The organism is Tardiphaga sp. vice304, from assembly GCF_007018905.1.
Classification (GTDB): Bacteria; Pseudomonadota; Alphaproteobacteria; order Rhizobiales; family Xanthobacteraceae; genus Tardiphaga.
The window spans coordinates 2,973,023-2,991,349 of the sequence record NZ_CP041402.1; the positions used below are offsets into that span (position 1 = coordinate 2,973,023).

An 18,327-nucleotide genomic window follows, 5' to 3' on the forward strand; every position below is an offset into this window, starting at 1 on the left:
ATGTATGTCGCCGTCAAGGGTGGCGAACGCGCCATCGAAAACGCCCACCGGCTGCTGGCACATGAACGTCGCGGCGATCGCGATGTGCCGGAAGTATCATTGGACCAGATCTCCGAACAGCTCAGCCTCGGTGTCGACCGCGTCATGACCGAGGGCTCGCTGTACGACCGCGAACTGGCATCGCTCGCCATCAAGCAGGCGCGCGGCGACATGATCGAGGCGATCTTCCTGCTGCGCGCGTTCCGCGCCACGCTGCCGCGGTTCGGCGAAAGCCTGCCGGTCGATACCTCGCAGATGCGGGTGCGGCGCCGGATATCCTCGACCTTCAAGGACATGCCGGGCGGCCAGGTGCTGGGCTCGACCTTCGACTACACCCATCGCCTGCTGGATCCCGTACTCGCTGGCGAGTCCATGCCGGAGCAGCCGGCGCAGTCCGAAGCGCAGCCCGCGGTAATGCCGCGCGTCACCGACATTCTGGGTCGCGACGGCCTGATCGAAGCGTCTCCGGCGGAACAGGCCGATCAGCCGGTCGGCGATCTCACCCGCGACGCGCTCAGCTTTCCCGCCGCGCGCGATCTGCGGCTGCAGAATCTGGCGCGGGCCGACGAGGGCTTTCTGTTGTCGCTCGGCTATTCGTCGCAGCGCGGCTATGGCCGCAACCATCCGTTCGCCGGCGAGATCCGGCTCGGTGAGGTCGAAGTCGAGTTCATGGCGGAAGATGTCGGCTTCGCGGTGCCGCTCGGCGCCATCACGCTGACCGAGTGCCAGATGGTCACCCAGTTCAAGGGAAGCGCCACCGAGGCGCCGTGCTTCACGCGCGGTTACGGCCTGGCCTTCGGCCAGAGCGAGCGCAAGACGATGTCGATGGCGCTGGTCGATCGCACGCTGCGCGCCCGCGAACTCGGTGAGGATGTCGTTGCGCCCTCGCAGGACGAGGAATTCGTGATGTCGCATTCCGACAACGTGCAGGCGACCGGCTTCGTCGAGCACCTCAAGCTGCCGCATTACGTCGATTTCCAGTCCGAGCTCGGACTGTTGCGCAAGCTGCGCAAGGAATTTGTCGACGCCAATTCTGCACCCGATGCCATGAAGGAGGCCGCGGAATGAACGCGCCGACCTATAATTTCGCCTATCTCGACGAACAGACCAAGCGGATGATCCGCCGCGCCATCCTGAAGGCGATCGCGATCCCCGGCTATCAGGTGCCGTTCGCGTCAAGGGAAATGCCGATGCCCTATGGCTGGGGCACCGGCGGCGTGCAGGTGACCGCGGCGATCCTCGGCCACAAGGACGTGCTGAAGGTGATCGACCAGGGCTCGGACGACACCACCAACGCGATCTCGATCCGCAAATTCTTCCAGAAGACCGCGGGTGTGGCCGTCACCACCAGCACGCTCGACGCCACCGTGATCCAGACCCGGCACCGGATTCCCGAAGCGCCGCTGCATGAGAAGCAAGTGCTGGTCTATCAGGTGCCGATCCCGGAACCGCTGCGCTTCCTCGAGCCGCGCGAGACCGAGACGCGGCGCATGCATGCGCTCGGCGAATACGGGCTGATGCATGTGAAGCTCTACGAGGACATCGCGCGGTTCGGCCATATCGCGACCGCCTATGCCTATCCGGTCAAGGTCAATGCACGCTATGTGATGGACCCGTCGCCGACGCCGAAATTCGATAATCCGAAGATGGACAACTGCCCGGCGCTGCAACTGTTCGGCGCCGGCCGCGAGAAGCGCATCTACGCGATCCCACCCTATACCTCGGTGGTGTCGCTGGATTTCGAGGACCATCCGTTCGAGCCCTACAAGCACGACGCCTGCTGCGCGCTGTGCAACTCGTCCTCGTCCTATCTCGACGAGATCGTCACCGACAATGCGGGCAGCCGGATGTTCGTCTGTTCCGATACCGACTATTGCGAGACGCGGCAGGCCGAAGGCCACCGTGGCGCCGAGAGCGCGCCTTATGTGGAGAAGCAGCATGCTTGATGTGACGCGCGCGCCGCGCAACGACGACCAGCCGCTGCTGCTCGCCGAAGGCCTGTCGAAATCCTTCGGTCGGCTCAACGCCTGCCGCGATGTCTCCTTCGCGCTGTATCCCGGCGAAGTGCTGGCGATCGTCGGCGAGTCCGGCTCCGGCAAGTCGACGCTGCTGCAATTGCTGTCGGCGCAGATGATTCCGAATGCCGGCTCGGTGTCGTACCGGATGCGCGACGGCGTACTACGCGATCTTTCGGCCTTGGGCGAAGCCGAGCGGCGCTTTCTGTTCCGCACCGACTGGGGCTTCGTGCATCAGGATGCCGCGATGGGGTTGCGCATGGGCGTCTCGGCCGGTGCCAATGTGGGCGAGCGGCTGATGGCCGTTGGCCAAAACCACTACGGCCGAATCCGGCAGACCGCGGCGTCGTGGCTGGAGCGCGTCGAGATCTCGGTGGATCGCATCGACGATGCGCCAAAAACCTATTCCGGCGGCATGCGGCAGCGGTTGCAGATCGCACGCAACCTGGTCACCGAGCCGCGCCTTGTCTTCATGGACGAGCCGACCGGCGGGCTCGACGTCTCGGTGCAGGCGCGCCTGCTGGACATGATGCGGACGCTGGTGAGCGAACTCGGCCTTGCCGCCATCGTCGTCACCCATGATCTCGCGGTGGCGCGGCTCCTGTCGCATCGGGTGATGGTGATGCAGGGCGGCCGCGTGATCGAGACCGGCCTCACCGACCAGGTGCTCGACGATCCCCGCGAGCCCTATACGCAACTGCTCGTTTCCTCGATCCTGCCGGCGTGAGGGCACCATGATTCCGATGATCGACATCCGCAACGCTGAAAAGACCTTTGTGATGCATCTGCAGGACGGCATCCGGCTGCCGGTCGTGCGCGGCGTCTCGTTCCACGTCGCGCCCGGCGAATGTGTCGTGCTGGGCGGGCCCTCCGGCGCCGGCAAGTCCTCGATCCTGAAGATGATCTTCGGCAACTATCGCTGCGACGGCGGCGTGATCGGCTTGCAGCACCAGGGCGCGTCGCTCGACATCGCCACCGCCGAGCCGCGCCAGATCCTCAATGTACGCCGCCACACCATCGGCTATGTCAGCCAGTTTTTGCGCGCGGTGCCACGCGTCGCCTCGCTCGACGTCGTGGCGGAGCCGTTGCTCGCCGCCGGCGTGGCCCGCGAGGACGCGCGCGAGCGGGCAGGCGTGCTGTTGCGAAAACTCAACATTCCCGAGCGGCTGTGGAAGCTGCCGCCCTCGACCTTCTCCGGCGGCGAGCAGCAGCGCGTCAACATCGCGCGCGGCTTCATCTCCGAACTGCCGATCCTGCTGCTGGACGAGCCGACCGCCTCGCTGGATGCGGTGAACCGCGCCGTGGTGGTCGAACTGGTCGCCGAGAAGAAACGCGCCGGCGTTGCCATGGTCGCGATCGTTCATGACGACGACGTGCGCCACCAGATTGCCGACCGGCTGGTCGATGTGACATCGTTCGCAGCAGGCGCCTGAGAAAGAAGATGATGAAAGCAAAGCAACAAGAAACCGTGATCGGCAATGCCCGAATCGTGCTGGCCGATCGCGTGATCGAACAAGGCTGGATCGCCTTTGCCGATGGCAGGATCGCAGAGTTCGGCGAGGGCGATGCGCCCGCGGGCTTCGACGATGCCCGTGGCGACCTGATCATGCCCGGCCTGATCGAACTGCACACCGACCATCTCGAAGCGCATTTCGTGCCGCGTCCCAAAGTGTTCTGGGATCCGGTGGCTGCGGTCGTCTCCTACGACGGGCAGCTTGCGACCTCGGGCATCACCACCGTGCTGGATTCCTTGCGCGTATGGAGCGAGAAGGGCGCCGAGGAAGCGGACGGCCACGCCGGGCTGCTGGCGGATGCGATCGCCACCGCGCGCGACGCCGACCTGCTGCGCGCCGACCACTTCCTGCATCTTCGTTGCGAGATCCCGATGCCCAGCGTGGTCGAGGAAGCGAAGGAGATGATCGGCCGGCCGCACGTCCGCCTGTTGTCGCTGATGGACCACACGCCCGGCCAGCGCCAGTTCCGCGACGAAGCCAAGCTGCGCACCTATTATCGCGGAAAAGGCGCCGGCAAGACCGACGCCGAGCTCGACGAATTGTTCGCCAAGCGCTTTGAATATCAGCGGCTTTACGCCGCCGACAACATGCGCGACATCGTGGCGCTGGCGCAGGCGCACAACATCCCGCTGGCCAGCCATGACGACACCACCGACGAGAACGTCGTGGACGCCATCCGCGATGGCGTCTCCGTCGCCGAATTCCCGACCACGCTGGAGGCCGCGCGCGGCCTGCATGAGGCTGGCGTCGGCATTCTGATGGGCGCGCCGAACGTGGTGCGCAACGGCTCGCATTCCGGCAACATTGCTGCCATCGATCTGGCGCGCGAAGGGCTGCTGGACATCCTGTCGTCGGACTACATTCCCTCCAGCCTCTTGATGGCGGCGCTGCAACTGAGCGAGCGCGTGCCGTCGATCGATCTGGCCGCCGCAGTACGGACCGTCACCAAGCGCCCGGCCGAGGCGGTCGGCCTGCATGATCGCGGCGAGATCGCAGTCGGCAAGCGCGCCGACCTGATCCGTGTCCACGTCGCCCGCGACCTGCCAGTGGTGCGCAGCGTCTGGCGCGAGGGGCACCGGGTCGCATGAACGACACGCTGGCCGAGGCCGCCGCGCGAGCGAAGATCGGCCCGGGACGGCTGGTGCTGGTGGTCGGTCCCTCCGGCGCCGGCAAGGATACGCTGATCGATCTGGCGCGCGCCGCCTGCGCCGGCAATGCTCGCGTGGTGTTTGCGCGCCGGGTGGTGACGCGCGAGGCCTCCGGCGCCGAGGACAATGACCAGGTGACGCGGGACGCCTTTCAGGCGGCCCGCACCCGAGGCGATTTCGCCGTACACTGGGAAGCGCATGGCCTGTGTTATGCGCTTGCCAAGTCGATCGACGACGACATCGGGGCAGGGCGCACGGTGGTTGCCAACGTGTCCCGCGCGGTGATCGGCCGGCTGCGCGACACCTACGCCGAACTGGTCGTGGTTGCCGTCACGGCGCCGCCGGAGGTGCTGGCGGCGCGGTTGCTGGCCCGCGGCAGAATTAGCGACGGGCCGATCGTGCAGCGCCTGCAGCGCGCTTCCGCCGAGATCGTGCCGGATGTCGCCATTGAAAATGTCGGCGATCCCCGCGTCGGCGCGCGCGTACTGATCGAGCAATTGCAGAAGTGACGGCGTCCCAGTTTCGCGGCGACGTCAATCGCGCTACGAGGGGCGCGACCGGTGCCCGCGGCGGGCCGATCCGCCCGGGTGCGATCGACCGGCGACGACACGGTGGAATCGCAGATGCACACACTCGACCAGCTCCGCTCCGGCGCGCTCAGCGGCGCGCGCCATCTCAAGCTTGATTGCGGGCTGACCGATTTTCCCCACGAGATCCTGGATCTCGGCGACACCCTGGAAATCCTCGATCTGTCCGGCAACGCGCTCAGCGAACTGCCCGATGAGCTGGCCGAATGGCCGAGGCTGCGGATCATCTTCTGCTCGGACAACCAATTCACCGAGCTGCCGGAGGTGCTGGGCCGATGCCCGCAACTCAGCATGGTCGGCTTCAAGGCCAACCGTATCAGGCGCGTCTCCGCCAAGGCGCTGCCGCCGCGGCTGCGCTGGCTGATCCTGACGGATAATGAGATCGACCGGCTGCCGGAGGAAATCGGCTTTTGTACGCAATTGCAGAAGCTGATGCTGGCCGGCAACCGGCTTGAATCCCTGCCGGAGACGCTGGCCGGCTGCATTAATCTCGAACTGCTTCGTCTGGCCGCCAACCGGCTGACCGCATTGCCGGAATGGTTGCTCGGCCTGCCGCGGCTGTCGTGGCTGGCCACGTCCGGAAATCAGCTCGGCGGCGCGGAGAGCGACGCTTCGCCGTCGGCGATCGCCGATATTCCCTGGGACGCGCTGGAGATCGGGCAGGTGCTCGGCCAGGGCGCATCGGGCGTTATTCACAGGGCCATGATGGCTGCGGACGGCAAGGACCTGCAGGCGGTGGCTGTCAAACTGTTCAAGGGCGCGATGACCAGCGACGGCCTGCCGGCCTCCGAAATGCGCGCCGCCATCGCCGCCGGTGAGCACCCCCATCTGATCGATGTGATCGGCAGGGTAGTGGGTCATCCGGCGGGCGCCGCCGGTCTGGTCCTGCAGCTCGTCGATCCCGTGTTCGAGATTCTGGCGGGGCCGCCGAGCCTGGAGTCCTGCACCCGCGATATCTATCCGGCGTCTGCCGCATTCGATATGCCGACTATCCTGCGCATCGCGCACGGTATCGCGTCCGCGGCCCGCCACCTGCACGACCGCGGCATCCTGCATGGCGATCTCTACGGTCACAACATCCTGCATGACGGGCAGGGGCAGGCGTTGCTGGGCGATTTCGGCGCGGCGTCGCTCTACGATGCCGGTAACCTGACGATGGCGAACGGATTGCAGCGGCTGGAGGTGCGGGCCTTCGGATGCCTGCTGGAAGAACTGCTCGACCGCTACAGCGGCGCCGAGGATTGGGTTGCGCTGCGAGGGCTCGAACGATTGTCAGCGGCCTGCTTGTCCGTCGAGCCCGCCTCGCGGCCGTTGTTTGCTGAAATCTGTCGGCAACTGGACGATGTGAGGACGCTGCAGCCGGAGGTATGACCGCACGGGCTGGCTTCTCGCGTACAGACGGTGATCCGGCCATCGTCCGGGCCGATGCCCGACCAACGCATCGGCCAGGCGCGCGGCACGGGCGCCCGACGCCGGAGTTGCAACATATCCGGCCGATCGGTGTTAGATTGAGAAGCAGAGGATATTGCCATGGCCCATCCACCTGTCTCCATCGAAGGCGAACAGCCGAAGAAAACGCCGTGCGAGCTGCTGACGGAGGTCCTGAAGGATCTCGACAGCTCGCCGCCTCCGGAAGAACAACTCGGCGGCGGTGACATCTGCTCGCTGGAAGAAGAGTCTTCGACCGACGACGACAAGCCGCTCGACTGAAGGAAGATGGTAGGCGATGACGGGATCGAACCGCCGACCTGTCCCGTGTAAAGGGAATGCTCTACCGCTGAGCTAATCGCCCGTGGCGTTCATTTAGCCGGAGGCGGCCGGGGTGGCAAGGCAACCCGGCTTCAAATCCTGCCGCGCTGCGCGTCAGGCCTGTTCCTCGAAGATCATCGCCAGATGCACGATGGTTTCACTGGCCTTTTCCATGTCCTGGCGGCTGACCCATTCGGTGCGACCGTGAAAGGCGTGCTCGCCGGCAAAGATGTTGGGGCAGGGCAGGCCCATGAAGGACAATCGCGAGCCGTCGGTGCCGCCGCGGATGCTGGTGCGCTTCGGCGCAAGACCGGCGCGCCGAATCGCCTGCATCGCGTAATCGACGATCTGCGGATGGCGGTCGATCACCTGCTTCATGTTGCGGTATTGCGGCTTGATCGCGATCGATGCGGTGGAGTGCGGGTAATCCTTCATCACCTCGTCGACGATGGATTGCAGCAACGCTTCTTTTTCGGCGAGGCCTTCGTCGGTGAAATCCCGCACGATGAAGCTCAGCGTGGCTTTCTCCAGCGCGCCGGTGATGCCGATCGGATGCAGAAAACCTTCCTTGCCCTCGGTGGTCTCCGGCGAACAATGGTCTTTCGGCAGCCGCTCGACGATGGCTGCGGCGATCTTGATGGCGTGCTCCATCTTTCCCTTGGCGAAGCCGGGATGCGCGCTGACGCCCTCGATCGTGATCACGGCGCCGTCGGCTGAAAACGTCTCGTCCTCGAGATGGCCGGCGGTCTCGCCGTCCATCGTATAGGCGAAATCGGCGCCGAGCTTTGTGAGGTCGACCTTGTCGACGCCGCGGCCGATCTCCTCATCCGGCGTGAACAGGATCTTGATGGTGCCGTGCGGGATCTGCGGATTGGCGATGAGATAGCGCGCGGCGTCCATGATCTCGGCGAGGCCGGCCTTGTTGTCGGCGCCGAGCAGGGTCGTGCCGTCCGAGGTGATGATATCGTGGCCGATCTGGTCGGCGAGCGCCGGATTATCTTCCACGCGAATCACCTGTGACGGGTCGGCCGGCAGCACTATGTCGCCGCCCCGGTAATTCGGGACGATCTGCGGCCGGACGCCGGCGCCGGCGCAGTCCGGCGAGGTGTCCATGTGCGAGCAGAAGCAGATCACCGGCACGTTCTTGGTCGAAGTCGCCGGGATCGTCGCATAGACGTAGCCGTGTTCGTCGAGATGCGCGTCGGCAAGGCCGATCTCGCGCAATTCCTGCGCCAGCAGGCGGCCGAGATTCTTCTGCTTCTCGGTGGACGGGCAGGTGTGGGAGGCGGGATCGGACTGGGTGTCGATCACGACATAGCGCAGGAAGCGCTGCAGCACGTCGTGGGTGAATTCGAGGGACGGGGCCGCTGTCACATCACCACTCCAGTCCTGAAGACCTCATTCCGGGCCGGGCGCCGCCGCAGCCCGGAATGGGTTTGATCTATCGTCGAATTATCGGCGGAAAGTCGTCGATCAGACGGCTTCCTTCAGCTCCTTGGCGGCGCGGAACGCGACCTTCTTGCTGGCCTTGATCTGGATCGCCTCGCCGGTGGCGGGGTTGCGGCCCATCCGGGCGGCGCGCTTCTTCACCTGCAGGATGCCGAGGCCGACGATGCGGATCCGCTCGCCCTTCTTGAGGTGCTTGGTGATGCGGCCGACCATGTCGCCGAGAATCGCTTCGGTCTGCTTCTTCGACAATTCGTGCTCTTCGGCGAGCGCCGCGGCGAGATGCTTCAGCGTCACGGTGGCGGGAGCGGCGGCTTTGGCTGCGGCTTTCGCAGCGGGGGTGGCTGCGGCTTTTGCGGCGGGGGTCGCGGCGGCAACGGCTTTTTTCGCCATGTTTTAGGCCCTCTACGTTGGTGTCGGTCAGGAAAGTGAGACGTAGCAGGGCTTAAACGATTCGGGCACGCGGCGCCTGCGCTGTTTCGCCTGCAAACAGCGGGGTTTTTGAATCGGACACGCGGAAAACCAAGAACAATGCACAGACCGTTCGCAACGTCCTTGACTTCAAATGGTCCCCCCTTTATGTCCACCTCACTGCGGGATTGAACGATCCACGCGGGAGTAGCTCAGTTGGTTAGAGCGCTGCCCTGTCACGGCAGAGGTCGCGGGTTCGAGTCCCGTCTCTCGCGCCATTCCACATTCGGGAATGGCGCGATGCGAAGTTTCCCCGGTGTTCCACAATGAGAATGATGTCGGCAAAACCATGGTTCGCGCCGTTATTGTCGCGTCTGTCGTCCGCCTGATCTTCAGAAAGAATCGGCCAGCGCGATTTCCTGCTTCAACGCTTCGATACGCCGGGCGGCCTCCGTGCGGCTGAGATCGGCGGCGAACTGGCGGGGCTGGTAGGCCTCGATCGCCAGCGACTTCAACGTCAGCGCCTGACCGCGCGTCATCGGCTGCGCGAGGCGGTCGGGCATTTCGGCGTAGCTAACGGCGGCGGACTGAGACGAAGCGGAACGGGCCATGGGAACCTCCGGGATCTATTGTCTGGCTCAACGCAGCACTTGTAAAAATGTTCTTCTTTTGTTCTATATCCCTCATGGCCGAATCCGCCAAGCTGAATTTTCGCATCTCGCGATTACGCCGCCAGATGCGCGGCACCCAGGCCGACTTCCGGCTGCTCGGCAGCGCCGGTCTCGACTGTGCCAACGCGGCGGCCCGATTGGCGCGGATGCAGGGCGAATGGCTGGCGCTGATCGCCCGTCGCGAGGCGCTGTCATGTCCGGAAACAAACCGTTGACGATGCTCCGGAAGGGCAGCGACCGCATCGCAGTTGTCACGAACGCTCGTCTTGCGTGGCTTGTTGCGCTGCGCTAAGTCTCGAACAATTCCAATGTTCTCGAATCCGCGCGCGCCTGCGGGAAAAGGGATTGCCGATGAACGGCATCTTGCAAAATTACCTACCTCTCGTTGTTTTTATAGGCATCGCTACCGTTGTCGGAGCGGGGCTGTTGGTGGCGCCTTTCCTCGTCGCTTATTCGAGCCCGGACCCGGAGAAGCTCTCCGCCTATGAATGCGGGTTCAATGCTTTCGACGATGCGCGCATGAAATTCGACGTGCGCTTCTACCTGGTGGCGATCCTGTTCATTATCTTCGATCTGGAAGTGGCGTTTCTGTTTCCCTGGGCGGTGGCCTTCGGCAAGCTTGGCGTGACCGGTTTCTGGTCGATGATGGTGTTCCTGGGTGTTCTCACCGTCGGCTTTGCCTATGAATGGAAGAAAGGCGCCCTCGAATGGGATTGAGCCCCGTCCTCACCTCCGGTCAGCCCACGCCGTCGGTTCGCCCGATCGGCGCGCAGCCACTTGTCTCCAAGGCATCGACCGGGATCATCGATCCCAACACCGGCCTGCCTGTCGGCTCGAACGATCCGTATTTTCGCGAGGTCAATGCCGAGCTGTCCGACAAGGGTTTCTTCGTTGCGGCGACCGATGATCTGATCACCTGGGCGCGCACCGGCTCGCTGATGTGGATGACCTTCGGCCTGGCGTGCTGCGCGGTCGAAATGATGCAGGTCTCGATGCCGCGCTATGACGTCGAGCGTTTCGGTTTCGCGCCGCGCGCGTCTCCGCGGCAGTCCGACGTCATGATCGTCGCCGGCACGCTGACCAACAAGATGGCGCCGGCGCTGCGCAAGGTCTACGACCAGATGCCGGAACCGCGCTACGTCATCTCGATGGGCTCCTGCGCCAATGGCGGCGGCTATTACCACTATTCCTATTCGGTGGTGCGCGGCTGCGATCGCGTCGTGCCGGTCGATATCTACATACCGGGCTGCCCGCCCACCGCAGAAGCGCTGCTCTACGGCGTACTGCTGCTGCAGAAGAAGATCCGGCGAACGGGGACGATCGAGCGTTAATTGGGAGAGGCGGATGGCTGAACCTGACAACATCATCATTTTATAAGAAGCGCGATCCGGAGACCATTAAGTGATCGACCTTTCCAGTCTCGGCGAAACCATCAAGGCAGCGCTGCCCGGCGCCGTCAGCGGCTCCTATGTCGCGTTCGATCAACTGACGCTGACCGTCGACGGCGCGAAGATTGTCGAAGTCATGCGCTTCCTCCGCGAGGATCCCGGCTGCCGCTTTGTCAGCTTCGTCGATGTCACGGCGGTGGACTATCCCGGCCGCGAGAACCGTTTCGACGTCGTCTATCACCTGATGTCGCCGACGCTGAACGCGCGGGTACGGATCAAGTTCGAGGCGTCCGAGACGACCCAGGTGCCGTCGATCATCAGCGTGTTTCCCGGCGCCGACTGGTTCGAGCGCGAGGCCTATGATTTGTACGGCGTGATCTTCGTCGGCCATCCCGACATGCGCCGGCTGCTGACCGACTACGGCTTCGATGGCCATCCGCTGCGCAAGGATTTCCCGCTCTCCGGCTTCGTCGAAGTGCGCTACGACGACCAGGAGAAGCGCGTCGTCTATGAGCCGGTCCGGCTCAACCAGGAATTCCGCAAATTCGATTTCCTCTCGCCCTGGGAGGGCGCGGATTATCCGATCCTGCCCGGTGACGAGAAGGCGGAGGTCAAGCCATGACCGAACAACCAGCCATCCGCAATTTCACCATCAATTTCGGCCCGCAGCATCCGGCGGCGCATGGCGTGTTGCGCCTCGTGTTGGAGCTTGACGGGGAAGTGGTCGAGCGCGTCGATCCGCATATCGGCCTTTTGCACCGCGGCACTGAGAAGCTGATCGAGCAGAAGACCTACCTGCAGGCGATTCCCTATTTCGACCGGCTCGATTACGTCGCTCCGATGAACCAGGAGCACGCGTTCTGCCTCGCGGCGGAGAAGCTGCTCGGCATCACCGTGCCGCGCCGCGCGCAGCTGATCCGGGTGCTGTATTGCGAGATCGGCCGTATCCTGTCGCATCTGTTGAACGTCACCACGCAGGCCATGGACGTCGGCGCGTTGACGCCGCCCTTGTGGGGCTTCGAGCAGCGCGAAAAGCTGATGGTGTTCTATGAGCGCGCCTCGGGCTCGCGCATGCATGCCGCCTATTTCCGCATCGGCGGCGTGCATCAGGACCTGCCGCCGGCGCTGATCGACGACATCGACGCCTGGTTCGACCCGTTCCTGCAGACGGTCGCCGATCTCGAAACGCTGCTGACCGGCAACCGCATTTTCAAGCAGCGCAACGTCGATATCGGCGTGGTGTCGCTGGAGGACGCCTGGAAGTGGGGCTTCTCCGGCGTCATGGTGCGCGGCTCGGGTGCAGCATGGGATCTGCGCAAGTCGCAGCCCTACGAGTGCTATGACGAGATGGATTTCGACATTCCGATCGGCAAGAACGGTGACTGCTACGACCGTTACTGCATCCGTATGGAAGAGATGCGGCAGTCGGTTCGCATCATGCGCCAGTGCATCGCCAAGCTGCGCGCGCCGGACGGGCAGGGCCCCGTCCTGACAGAGGATCACAAGGTCACGCCGCCGCGTCGCGGCGAGATGAAGCGCTCGATGGAAGCGCTGATCCACCACTTCAAGCTCTACACCGAAGGTTTTCGCGTGCCGGAAGGCGAGGTCTACGTCGCCGTCGAGGCGCCGAAGGGCGAGTTCGGCGTGTTTCTGGTCTCCGACGGCACCAACAAGCCCTACAAGTGCAAGATCCGCGCGCCGGGCTTCGCGCATCTGCAGGCGATGGATTTCATCTGCAAGGGCCATCAGCTTGCCGACGTTTCCGCGATCCTCGGCTCGATCGATATCGTGTTCGGCGAGGTCGATCGGTGACATCGGCGCAGCCACCCATTCAGTTCGACCGGGCCACCGGCGCTTACCAGGACGTCAGTCCCTGGGAGCGCACGGCGGCGTTCATGCTGATGGCAGGCTGCCGGTTGTCGGCGTCGTTCTCGCATCGCGGCTACATCATGTGCGCCAACCTGCTGCGCCGGGCGCTGCCGAAGCGCGACATCGTCGTTAACCTGAACAGCGATGCGCACTTCGCCTTTCCGTTCGGCGACGGGTACTGGAGCAAGCTGCTCGACCCCGCGTTCTCCTACGAAAACGAACTGGAGCTGCTGTTCCGGCATTCGGTCGAGGTCGAGTATACGCTGCTCGATTGCGGCGCGAACTACGGCTACTGGTCGGTGCTGGTATCGAGCGGGCCGCTCGGTTCGCACAAGGCCATCGCGATCGAGCCGTCGGCGCAGAATTTCGTCAAGCTCGCCAATAACGCCCGGATCAACGGCAGCCGTTTCGAGACGATCAAGTGCGCGATCGGCTCGGAGCGTGGCACGGCCAAGCTTTCCGGCACCAAGCACGAGGCCTTCAGCATCGTCGGCGCGGCAGACGCCGTCGGCGAGCAGGTCCCGGTGCTGGCGCTCGACAATCTGATCGACGAGGGCCGGGTAACGGCAGACGGAAAGTACCTGATCAAGCTCGATGTCGAAGGCGTCGAGATCGAGGCGATCAAGGGCGGTACGCGTTTGCTGCAAGCCGACTCGGTGATCATGTGCGAAGAACACGGCAACGATCCCGCGCATACGGTGTCGCGCTATATTCTCGACCACACGCCGCTGACGCTGTTCGTGCGCGATCCCGCCAGCAACCGCTTCGAGACCGTGACCGATCTTTCGATCCTCGATCGCATCAAGGTATCCACCAATGTCGGCTACAACGTGTTCGGCACTTCGAGCGCGTTCTGGCTGGACCGTATCAACAGCCTGAATGCGAGCGCGTCGCGCCGCGCTCAATGAGAGACTAAACCATGGCCGTTCGCCGCCTCGCACCGAAAGAATTGCAGCCCGCGAGCTTCAGCTTCACGCCGGAGAATCTGGTATGGGCGAAGCAGCAGATGGAGCACTATCCGCCGGGCCGGCAGGCTTCCGCGGTCATCGCGGTCCTGTGGCGGGCGCAGGAGCAGAACGCCGGCTGGGTCTCGGAAGCCGCTCTGCGCGTCGTCGGCGACCTGCTCGGCATGGCCTATATCCGCGTGCTCGAAGTCGCGACCTTCTACACGATGTTTCAGCTCTCGCCGGTCGGCAAGAAGGCGCATATCCAGGTCTGCGGCACCACGCCCTGCATGCTGCGCGGCGCCGGCGACCTCATCGAGGTCTGCCAGCACCGCATCCATCACGATCCGCTGCATGTGTCGGATGACGGCGAGTTCAGCTGGGAAGAGGTCGAGTGCCTCGGCGCCTGCGTCAACGCCCCGATGGTGATGATCTGGAGCGATACCTACGAAGACCTCACCAAGGACAGCATGAACGCGCTGATCGACGGCTTCAAAGCCGGCACGCCGCAGCATCCGGGGTCGCAGATCGGTCGCCAGTTCGCGGCTCCCGAAGGCGGCGCCCGCACGCTGATCGGCGGCGGCGCGATGACGCGCCCGCCGATCGAACTCGACCAGCCGAAGGAGCCGGCACTCGCCGACGGCGAGGCCAAGAAGCCGACCAAATCCGCCTCCGACCGCGAAAGCCCGGCGCCGAAGGCACCGGCCGCGGACGCGACCAAGAACAATCCGCCGACCAAGGCGGAACCGAAGGGACCGACCAAATGACGTCCCCGCTGACACCCGCAACGCAGACAGGTGCCGAAGTCATGAACAAGTGGCTCTACATCGCGCTCCATACCGCTGCAGCTGCGACTTTCATTTTCCTGCTGCAGCGCTTCTTTCTGAGTGCCACGCTGGAATCGAGCTTGCTGTGGGCGGTGGTATTCGGCGGCTGCGCCGCGATGCTCGCCTACAAGCAATCCAATCGCTGATCGAGGAAGCCATGCTCGACGACAAGGACCGCATCTTTCGTAATCTCTACGGCCTCGAGGACTGGGGCCTCGACGGCGCGCGCAAGCGCGGCTCGTGGGATGGCACCAAGGCCATTCTCGACAAGGGCCGCGACTGGATCGTCGCCGAAATGAAGGCGTCCGGTCTGCGCGGCCGCGGCGGGGCGGGCTTCCCGACCGGCATGAAATGGTCGTTCATGCCGAAGGAGAATGCCGACGGTCGGCCGAGCTATCTCGTCGTCAACGCCGACGAGTCTGAGCCCGGCACCTGCAAGGATCGCGAGATCATGCGGCACGATCCGCATCTCCTGATCGAAGGCTGCCTGATCGCCGGCTGCGCGATGGGCGCCCATGTCGGCTACATCTACGTCCGCGGTGAGTTCATCCGCGAGCGCGAGCACCTGCAGGCGGCGATCGACCAGGCCTATGCGGCGAGACTGATCGGCAAGGACAACGTCCACGGCTTCCCGTTCGAGCTCTATGTCGCGCACGGCGCCGGCGCCTATATCTGCGGTGAAGAGACCGCGCTGCTGGAGAGCCTCGAGGGCAAGAAGGGCCAGCCGCGCCTGAAGCCACCGTTCCCGGCCAATGTCGGCCTGTATGGCTGCCCGACAACCGTGAACAACGTCGAGTCGATCGCGGTGGCACCCGACATTCTGCGCCGCGGCGCCGGTTGGTTCGCCGGCATCGGTCGCGCCAACAATGTCGGCACCAAGCTTTACGGCATCTCCGGTCACGTCAACACGCCCTGCGTGGTCGAAGACGCCATGAGCATCCCGTTCCGCGAGCTGATCGAAAAGCATGGCGGCGGCATCCGTGGCGGCTGGGACAATCTGCTGGCGATCATTCCCGGCGGTGCCTCGTGCCCGCTGATCCCGGCGGCGGATTGCGAAGACCTGATCATGGATTTCGACGGCACCCGTGCCGCGAAGTCGTCGTTCGGCACCGCCGGCGTCATCGTGATGGACAAGTCGACCGACGTGGTCGCGGCGATCGCGCGCATCAGCTACTTCTTCAAGCATGAGAGCTGCGGCCAGTGCACGCCCTGCCGCGAAGGCACCGGCTGGATGTGGCGAGTGCTCAACCGCATGGTCGAGGGTCGCGCCCACAAGCGCGAGATCGACATGCTCCTGGAAGTCACCAAGCAGGTCGAAGGCCACACCATCTGCGCGCTCGGCGATGCCGCCGCGTGGCCGGTGCAGGGCCTGATCCGCGCCTTCCGCCCGGAGATCGAACGCCGCATCGACGATTTCAGCCGCAAGGCGAGCCTCGACGACCAGGGCATTCTCGATCCCGCGCACATGGTCGCGGCGGAGTAACGTTTGCAGAGGAGGCGATGATGGCGTCGAAAGCCATGAATTGCTTTCTACGAGTTGTGGCAAATCTCGCCCGGCTCGACATCATTATGGGGATCGCGGTCACGATCGCGCTCCTGATTTATTTGACGCTTCGCTCATCGTGAGATCGACGGAACAGAAATGACGAAACTCATCATCGACGGCAAAGAGATCGATGTCCCCGCCGAGTACACGCTGTTGCAGGCGTGCGAGGCGGCGGGCGCCGAGATCCCGCGCTTCTGCTATCACGAGCGGCTGTCGATCGCCGGCAATTGCCGGATGTGTCTGGTCGAAGTGAAGGGCGGACCGAAGCCGGTCGCCTCCTGCGCCTGGGGCGTGCGCGACTGCCGCCCGGGCCCAAAGGGCGAGCCGCCGGAGATCTCGACCAAGTCGCCGATGGTCAAGAAGGCCCGTGAGGGCGTGATGGAATTCCTGCTGATCAACCATCCGCTGGATTGCCCGATCTGCGACCAGGGCGGCGAGTGCGATCTGCAGGACCAGGCGATGGGCTACGGCGTCGACACGTCGCGCTTTGCCGAGAACAAGCGCGCCGTCGAGGACAAGTACCTCGGCGTGCTCGTCAAGACCTCGATGAACCGCTGCATCCAGTGCACGCGCTGCGTCCGTTTTGCCACGGAAGTCTGCGGCGTGCCGGAAATGGGCCTGCTCGGCCGCGGCGAAGACGTCGAGATCACCACCTATCTGGAAAGCGCCTTGACCTCGGAATTGCAGGGCAACCTGGTCGATATCTGCCCGGTCGGCGCCTTGACGTCGAAGCCCTATGCTTTCGCCGCGCGCCCCTGGGAGCTTGGCAAGACGCAGTCGATCGACGTGATGGACGCGGTCGGATCCGCGATCCGCGTCGATACCCGCGGCCGCGAAGTGATGCGCATCCTGCCGCGCATCAATGAGAACGTGAACGAGGAGTGGATCTCCGACAAGACGCGGCACATCGTAGATGGCCTGCGCACCCAGCGGCTCGATCGCCCCTATATCCGTGAGAACGGCAAGCTGCGGGCCGCGACCTGGGCGGAGGCGTTCGGCGCCGTGGCCGCCAAGGTGTCGGTTACGCAGGCCAGCAAGATCGGTGCGATCGCCGGCGACCTCGCCGCGATCGAGGAAATGTTCGCGCTGAAGCAATTGCTGGCCAGCATGGGCTCGGCCAATGTGTCGACTCAGGACGGTAGCGCCTTCGACCCCGCCGCCGGCCGCGCCTCCTACATCTTCAACCCGACCATCGCCGGGATCGAGGAAGCCGACGCGCTGCTGATCGTCGGCTCCAACCCGCGCAAGGAAGCCGCCGTTCTCAACGCGCGCATCCGAAAGCGCTGGCGCACCGGCCAGTTGAAGATCGGCGTGATCGGCGAGAAGGCCGACCTGACCTATCTCTACGACTATCTCGGCGCCGGCACGGAATCGATGAACGAGCTGGCCGCCGGCAAGAACGACTTTGCCGACGTGTTGAAGAACGCCAAGAAGCCGATCGTGCTGGTCGGCGCGGGTGCCGCAGCGCGTCCCGACGGCGCCGCGGTGTTGGCGCTGGCCGCGAAGCTCGCGGCCGATTTCGGCGCCATCACGGAGGGCTGGAACGGCTTTGCCGTGCTGCAGGCGACGGCCTCCAAGGTCGGCGCGCTGGACATCGGTTTCGCGCCGGGTGCCGGCAGCCTCAGCGTGGCCCAGATGACCGCGCCGGGTGCAATCGACGTGCTGTTCTCGCTCGGCGCCGATGAAGTGAAGGTCGCCGACGGCACCTTCGTCGTCTATATCGGCACCCATGGCGACCGCGGCGCGCACCGCGCCGACGTCATCCTGCCGGGTGCGGCCTATACCGAAAAGTCCGGCCTCTACGTCAACACCGAAGGCCGTGTGCAGATGGCCGCGCGCGCCGGGTTCCCGCCGGGCGAGGCCCGCGAAGACTGGGCTGTGATCCGCGCTCTGTCCGACGTGCTTGGCCACCGGCTGCCCTATGATTCGCTGGCCGCGTTGCGCCAGGCGATCTTCAAGGCGGTGCCGCATCTGATCCGGCTCGATCAGATCGAGGCTGGCGACGCCTCGGTGATCAAGACCCTTGCGGGGAAGGGCGGTAGCGTCGAGAAGACGCCGTTCAAGACCTGCATTGAGGATTTCTACCTGACCAACCCGATCGCACGCGCGTCAGCCATCATGGCGGAATGTTCCCGCCTGGCTTCCGGCCAGATACTGACGGCGGCGGAGTAAA

At 64.5% G+C, this 18,327-nt stretch carries 21 protein-coding genes and 2 tRNA genes; 19 read left to right on the forward strand and 4 right to left on the reverse strand.

Features of this window, described 5'->3' with window-relative positions; genetic code table 11:
• From FNL56_RS14100 to FNL56_RS14135, 8 genes are all read left to right on the forward strand, one after another.
• A complete protein-coding gene (locus FNL56_RS14100; RefSeq protein ID WP_143573321.1) occupies positions 1 to 1,107 on the forward strand; it encodes a carbon-phosphorus lyase complex subunit PhnI in 1,107 nt (368 codons plus the stop codon).
• Entirely contained in the window at positions 1,104 to 1,985 is an 882-nt protein-coding gene (locus FNL56_RS14105) for an alpha-D-ribose 1-methylphosphonate 5-phosphate C-P-lyase PhnJ (protein WP_143573322.1), read from the forward strand. The genes FNL56_RS14100 and FNL56_RS14105 overlap by 4 nt, the downstream gene beginning before the upstream one ends.
• On the forward strand, positions 1,978 to 2,781 hold the full coding sequence (gene phnK, locus FNL56_RS14110; protein WP_143573324.1) for a phosphonate C-P lyase system protein PhnK: 804 nt from the start codon (positions 1,978 to 1,980) through the stop codon (positions 2,779 to 2,781). Before FNL56_RS14105 ends, phnK begins: the two co-directional genes overlap by 8 nt.
• 7 nt (positions 2,782 to 2,788) lie before the next feature.
• Positions 2,789 to 3,487 (forward strand): phosphonate C-P lyase system protein PhnL, encoded by a 699-nt coding sequence (phnL, locus tag FNL56_RS14115; protein WP_143573325.1) that lies wholly within the window; start codon positions 2,789 to 2,791, stop codon positions 3,485 to 3,487.
• Between the two features lie 11 nt (positions 3,488 to 3,498).
• Positions 3,499 to 4,656, forward strand: coding sequence for an alpha-D-ribose 1-methylphosphonate 5-triphosphate diphosphatase (locus FNL56_RS14120; RefSeq protein WP_143576162.1), 1,158 nt, complete (start codon positions 3,499 to 3,501; stop codon positions 4,654 to 4,656).
• The gene (phnN, locus tag FNL56_RS14125) at positions 4,653 to 5,225 is read left to right on the forward strand and encodes a phosphonate metabolism protein/1,5-bisphosphokinase (PRPP-forming) PhnN (RefSeq protein WP_143573327.1); all 573 of its coding nucleotides are present in this window, start codon (positions 4,653 to 4,655) and stop codon (positions 5,223 to 5,225) included. Before FNL56_RS14120 ends, phnN begins: the two co-directional genes overlap by 4 nt.
• A gap of 114 nt (positions 5,226 to 5,339) precedes the next feature.
• Complete coding sequence (locus FNL56_RS14130; protein WP_143573329.1) at positions 5,340 to 6,674, forward strand: leucine-rich repeat-containing protein kinase family protein; 1,335 nt, start codon at positions 5,340 to 5,342, stop codon at positions 6,672 to 6,674.
• A gap of 159 nt (positions 6,675 to 6,833) precedes the next feature.
• Complete coding sequence (locus tag FNL56_RS14135; protein ID WP_143573331.1) at positions 6,834 to 7,013, forward strand: hypothetical protein; 180 nt, start codon at positions 6,834 to 6,836, stop codon at positions 7,011 to 7,013.
• A gap of 7 nt (positions 7,014 to 7,020) precedes the next feature.
• On the opposite strand, the gene FNL56_RS14140 is transcribed toward FNL56_RS14135, so the two are convergent.
• The 3 genes from FNL56_RS14140 to FNL56_RS14150 all read right to left on the reverse strand — a co-directional run bounded on the left by FNL56_RS14140 (position 7,021) and on the right by FNL56_RS14150 (position 8,891).
• Positions 7,021 to 7,095 (reverse strand) — tRNA-Val (locus FNL56_RS14140).
• Between the two features lie 71 nt (positions 7,096 to 7,166).
• A complete protein-coding gene (pepT, locus tag FNL56_RS14145) occupies positions 7,167 to 8,426 on the reverse strand; it encodes a peptidase T (protein ID WP_143573333.1) in 1,260 nt (419 codons plus the stop codon).
• Positions 8,427 to 8,525: 99 nt separating this feature from the next.
• Positions 8,526 to 8,891 carry an HU family DNA-binding protein gene (locus FNL56_RS14150; protein WP_168202940.1) on the reverse strand — a complete coding sequence of 122 codons (366 nt, stop codon included), beginning with the start codon at positions 8,889 to 8,891 and terminating at the stop codon, positions 8,526 to 8,528.
• Between the two features lie 219 nt (positions 8,892 to 9,110).
• Between FNL56_RS14150 and FNL56_RS14160 the strand changes: the two genes are divergently transcribed.
• Positions 9,111 to 9,187: transfer RNA gene (locus FNL56_RS14160), tRNA-Asp, on the forward strand.
• Positions 9,188 to 9,301: 114 nt separating this feature from the next.
• Here the strand turns inward: FNL56_RS14160 and FNL56_RS14165 are convergent.
• Positions 9,302 to 9,520 carry a DUF3072 domain-containing protein gene (locus FNL56_RS14165; RefSeq protein WP_246660954.1) on the reverse strand — a complete coding sequence of 73 codons (219 nt, stop codon included), beginning with the start codon at positions 9,518 to 9,520 and terminating at the stop codon, positions 9,302 to 9,304.
• A gap of 74 nt (positions 9,521 to 9,594) precedes the next feature.
• Here FNL56_RS14165 and FNL56_RS14170 point away from each other — a divergent pair, with 74 nt between their 5' ends.
• From FNL56_RS14170 to nuoG, 10 genes are all read left to right on the forward strand, one after another.
• Positions 9,595 to 9,795, forward strand: a complete 201-nt coding sequence (locus FNL56_RS14170) for a hypothetical protein (RefSeq protein WP_143573336.1) — start codon at positions 9,595 to 9,597, stop codon at positions 9,793 to 9,795.
• A gap of 136 nt (positions 9,796 to 9,931) precedes the next feature.
• Positions 9,932 to 10,297: an NADH-quinone oxidoreductase subunit A gene (locus tag FNL56_RS14175; protein WP_143573338.1), complete on the forward strand. Its 366-nt coding sequence runs from the start codon at positions 9,932 to 9,934 to the stop codon at positions 10,295 to 10,297.
• Entirely contained in the window at positions 10,288 to 10,911 is a 624-nt protein-coding gene (locus tag FNL56_RS14180; RefSeq protein ID WP_246660955.1) for a NuoB/complex I 20 kDa subunit family protein, read from the forward strand. The genes FNL56_RS14175 and FNL56_RS14180 overlap by 10 nt, the downstream gene beginning before the upstream one ends.
• 70 nt (positions 10,912 to 10,981) lie before the next feature.
• Complete coding sequence (locus FNL56_RS14185; protein ID WP_143573342.1) at positions 10,982 to 11,590, forward strand: NADH-quinone oxidoreductase subunit C; 609 nt, start codon at positions 10,982 to 10,984, stop codon at positions 11,588 to 11,590.
• The gene (locus FNL56_RS14190; protein WP_143573344.1) at positions 11,587 to 12,780 is read left to right on the forward strand and encodes an NADH-quinone oxidoreductase subunit D; all 1,194 of its coding nucleotides are present in this window, start codon (positions 11,587 to 11,589) and stop codon (positions 12,778 to 12,780) included. Before FNL56_RS14185 ends, FNL56_RS14190 begins: the two co-directional genes overlap by 4 nt.
• Positions 12,777 to 13,745 carry an FkbM family methyltransferase gene (locus FNL56_RS14195; RefSeq protein WP_246660956.1) on the forward strand — a complete coding sequence of 323 codons (969 nt, stop codon included), beginning with the start codon at positions 12,777 to 12,779 and terminating at the stop codon, positions 13,743 to 13,745. Before FNL56_RS14190 ends, FNL56_RS14195 begins: the two co-directional genes overlap by 4 nt.
• Before the next feature lie 11 nt (positions 13,746 to 13,756).
• On the forward strand, positions 13,757 to 14,548 hold the full coding sequence (gene nuoE, locus FNL56_RS14200; RefSeq protein ID WP_143573346.1) for an NADH-quinone oxidoreductase subunit NuoE: 792 nt from the start codon (positions 13,757 to 13,759) through the stop codon (positions 14,546 to 14,548).
• Positions 14,545 to 14,754, forward strand: coding sequence for a hypothetical protein (locus tag FNL56_RS14205; protein ID WP_143573348.1), 210 nt, complete (start codon positions 14,545 to 14,547; stop codon positions 14,752 to 14,754). Before nuoE ends, FNL56_RS14205 begins: the two co-directional genes overlap by 4 nt.
• 11 nt (positions 14,755 to 14,765) lie before the next feature.
• Positions 14,766 to 16,091: an NADH-quinone oxidoreductase subunit NuoF gene (gene nuoF / locus FNL56_RS14210; protein ID WP_143573350.1), complete on the forward strand. Its 1,326-nt coding sequence runs from the start codon at positions 14,766 to 14,768 to the stop codon at positions 16,089 to 16,091.
• 159 nt (positions 16,092 to 16,250) lie between these two features.
• Positions 16,251 to 18,326, forward strand: a complete 2,076-nt coding sequence (gene nuoG / locus FNL56_RS14215; protein WP_143573352.1) for an NADH-quinone oxidoreductase subunit NuoG — start codon at positions 16,251 to 16,253, stop codon at positions 18,324 to 18,326.
• Position 18,327: the final 1 nt, after the last annotated feature.

Excerpts from the sequence above, each read along its gene's own strand:
- FNL56_RS14100 (WP_143573321.1), top strand. The coding sequence starts at position 1 with ATGTATGTCGCCGTCAAGGGTGGCGAACGCGCCATCGAAAACGCCCAC.
- FNL56_RS14105 (WP_143573322.1), top strand. The coding sequence starts at position 1,104 with ATGAACGCGCCGACCTATAATTTCGCCTATCTCGACGAACAGACCAAG.
- phnK (WP_143573324.1), top strand. The coding sequence starts at position 1,978 with ATGCTTGATGTGACGCGCGCGCCGCGCAACGACGACCAGCCGCTGCTG.
- phnL (WP_143573325.1), top strand. The coding sequence starts at position 2,789 with ATGATTCCGATGATCGACATCCGCAACGCTGAAAAGACCTTTGTGATG.
- FNL56_RS14120 (WP_143576162.1), top strand. The coding sequence starts at position 3,499 with ATGAAAGCAAAGCAACAAGAAACCGTGATCGGCAATGCCCGAATCGTG.
- phnN (WP_143573327.1), top strand. The coding sequence starts at position 4,653 with ATGAACGACACGCTGGCCGAGGCCGCCGCGCGAGCGAAGATCGGCCCG.
- FNL56_RS14130 (WP_143573329.1), top strand. The coding sequence starts at position 5,340 with ATGCACACACTCGACCAGCTCCGCTCCGGCGCGCTCAGCGGCGCGCGC.
- FNL56_RS14135 (WP_143573331.1), top strand. The coding sequence starts at position 6,834 with ATGGCCCATCCACCTGTCTCCATCGAAGGCGAACAGCCGAAGAAAACG.
- FNL56_RS14150 (WP_168202940.1), bottom strand. The coding sequence starts at position 8,891 with ATGGCGAAAAAAGCCGTTGCCGCCGCGACCCCCGCCGCAAAAGCCGCA.
- FNL56_RS14165 (WP_246660954.1), bottom strand. The coding sequence starts at position 9,520 with ATGGCCCGTTCCGCTTCGTCTCAGTCCGCCGCCGTTAGCTACGCCGAA.
- FNL56_RS14170 (WP_143573336.1), top strand. The coding sequence starts at position 9,595 with ATGGCCGAATCCGCCAAGCTGAATTTTCGCATCTCGCGATTACGCCGC.
- FNL56_RS14175 (WP_143573338.1), top strand. The coding sequence starts at position 9,932 with ATGAACGGCATCTTGCAAAATTACCTACCTCTCGTTGTTTTTATAGGC.
- FNL56_RS14180 (WP_246660955.1), top strand. The coding sequence starts at position 10,288 with ATGGGATTGAGCCCCGTCCTCACCTCCGGTCAGCCCACGCCGTCGGTT.
- FNL56_RS14190 (WP_143573344.1), top strand. The coding sequence starts at position 11,587 with ATGACCGAACAACCAGCCATCCGCAATTTCACCATCAATTTCGGCCCG.
- nuoE (WP_143573346.1), top strand. The coding sequence starts at position 13,757 with ATGGCCGTTCGCCGCCTCGCACCGAAAGAATTGCAGCCCGCGAGCTTC.
- FNL56_RS14205 (WP_143573348.1), top strand. The coding sequence starts at position 14,545 with ATGACGTCCCCGCTGACACCCGCAACGCAGACAGGTGCCGAAGTCATG.
- nuoF (WP_143573350.1), top strand. The coding sequence starts at position 14,766 with ATGCTCGACGACAAGGACCGCATCTTTCGTAATCTCTACGGCCTCGAG.
- nuoG (WP_143573352.1), top strand. The coding sequence starts at position 16,251 with ATGACGAAACTCATCATCGACGGCAAAGAGATCGATGTCCCCGCCGAG.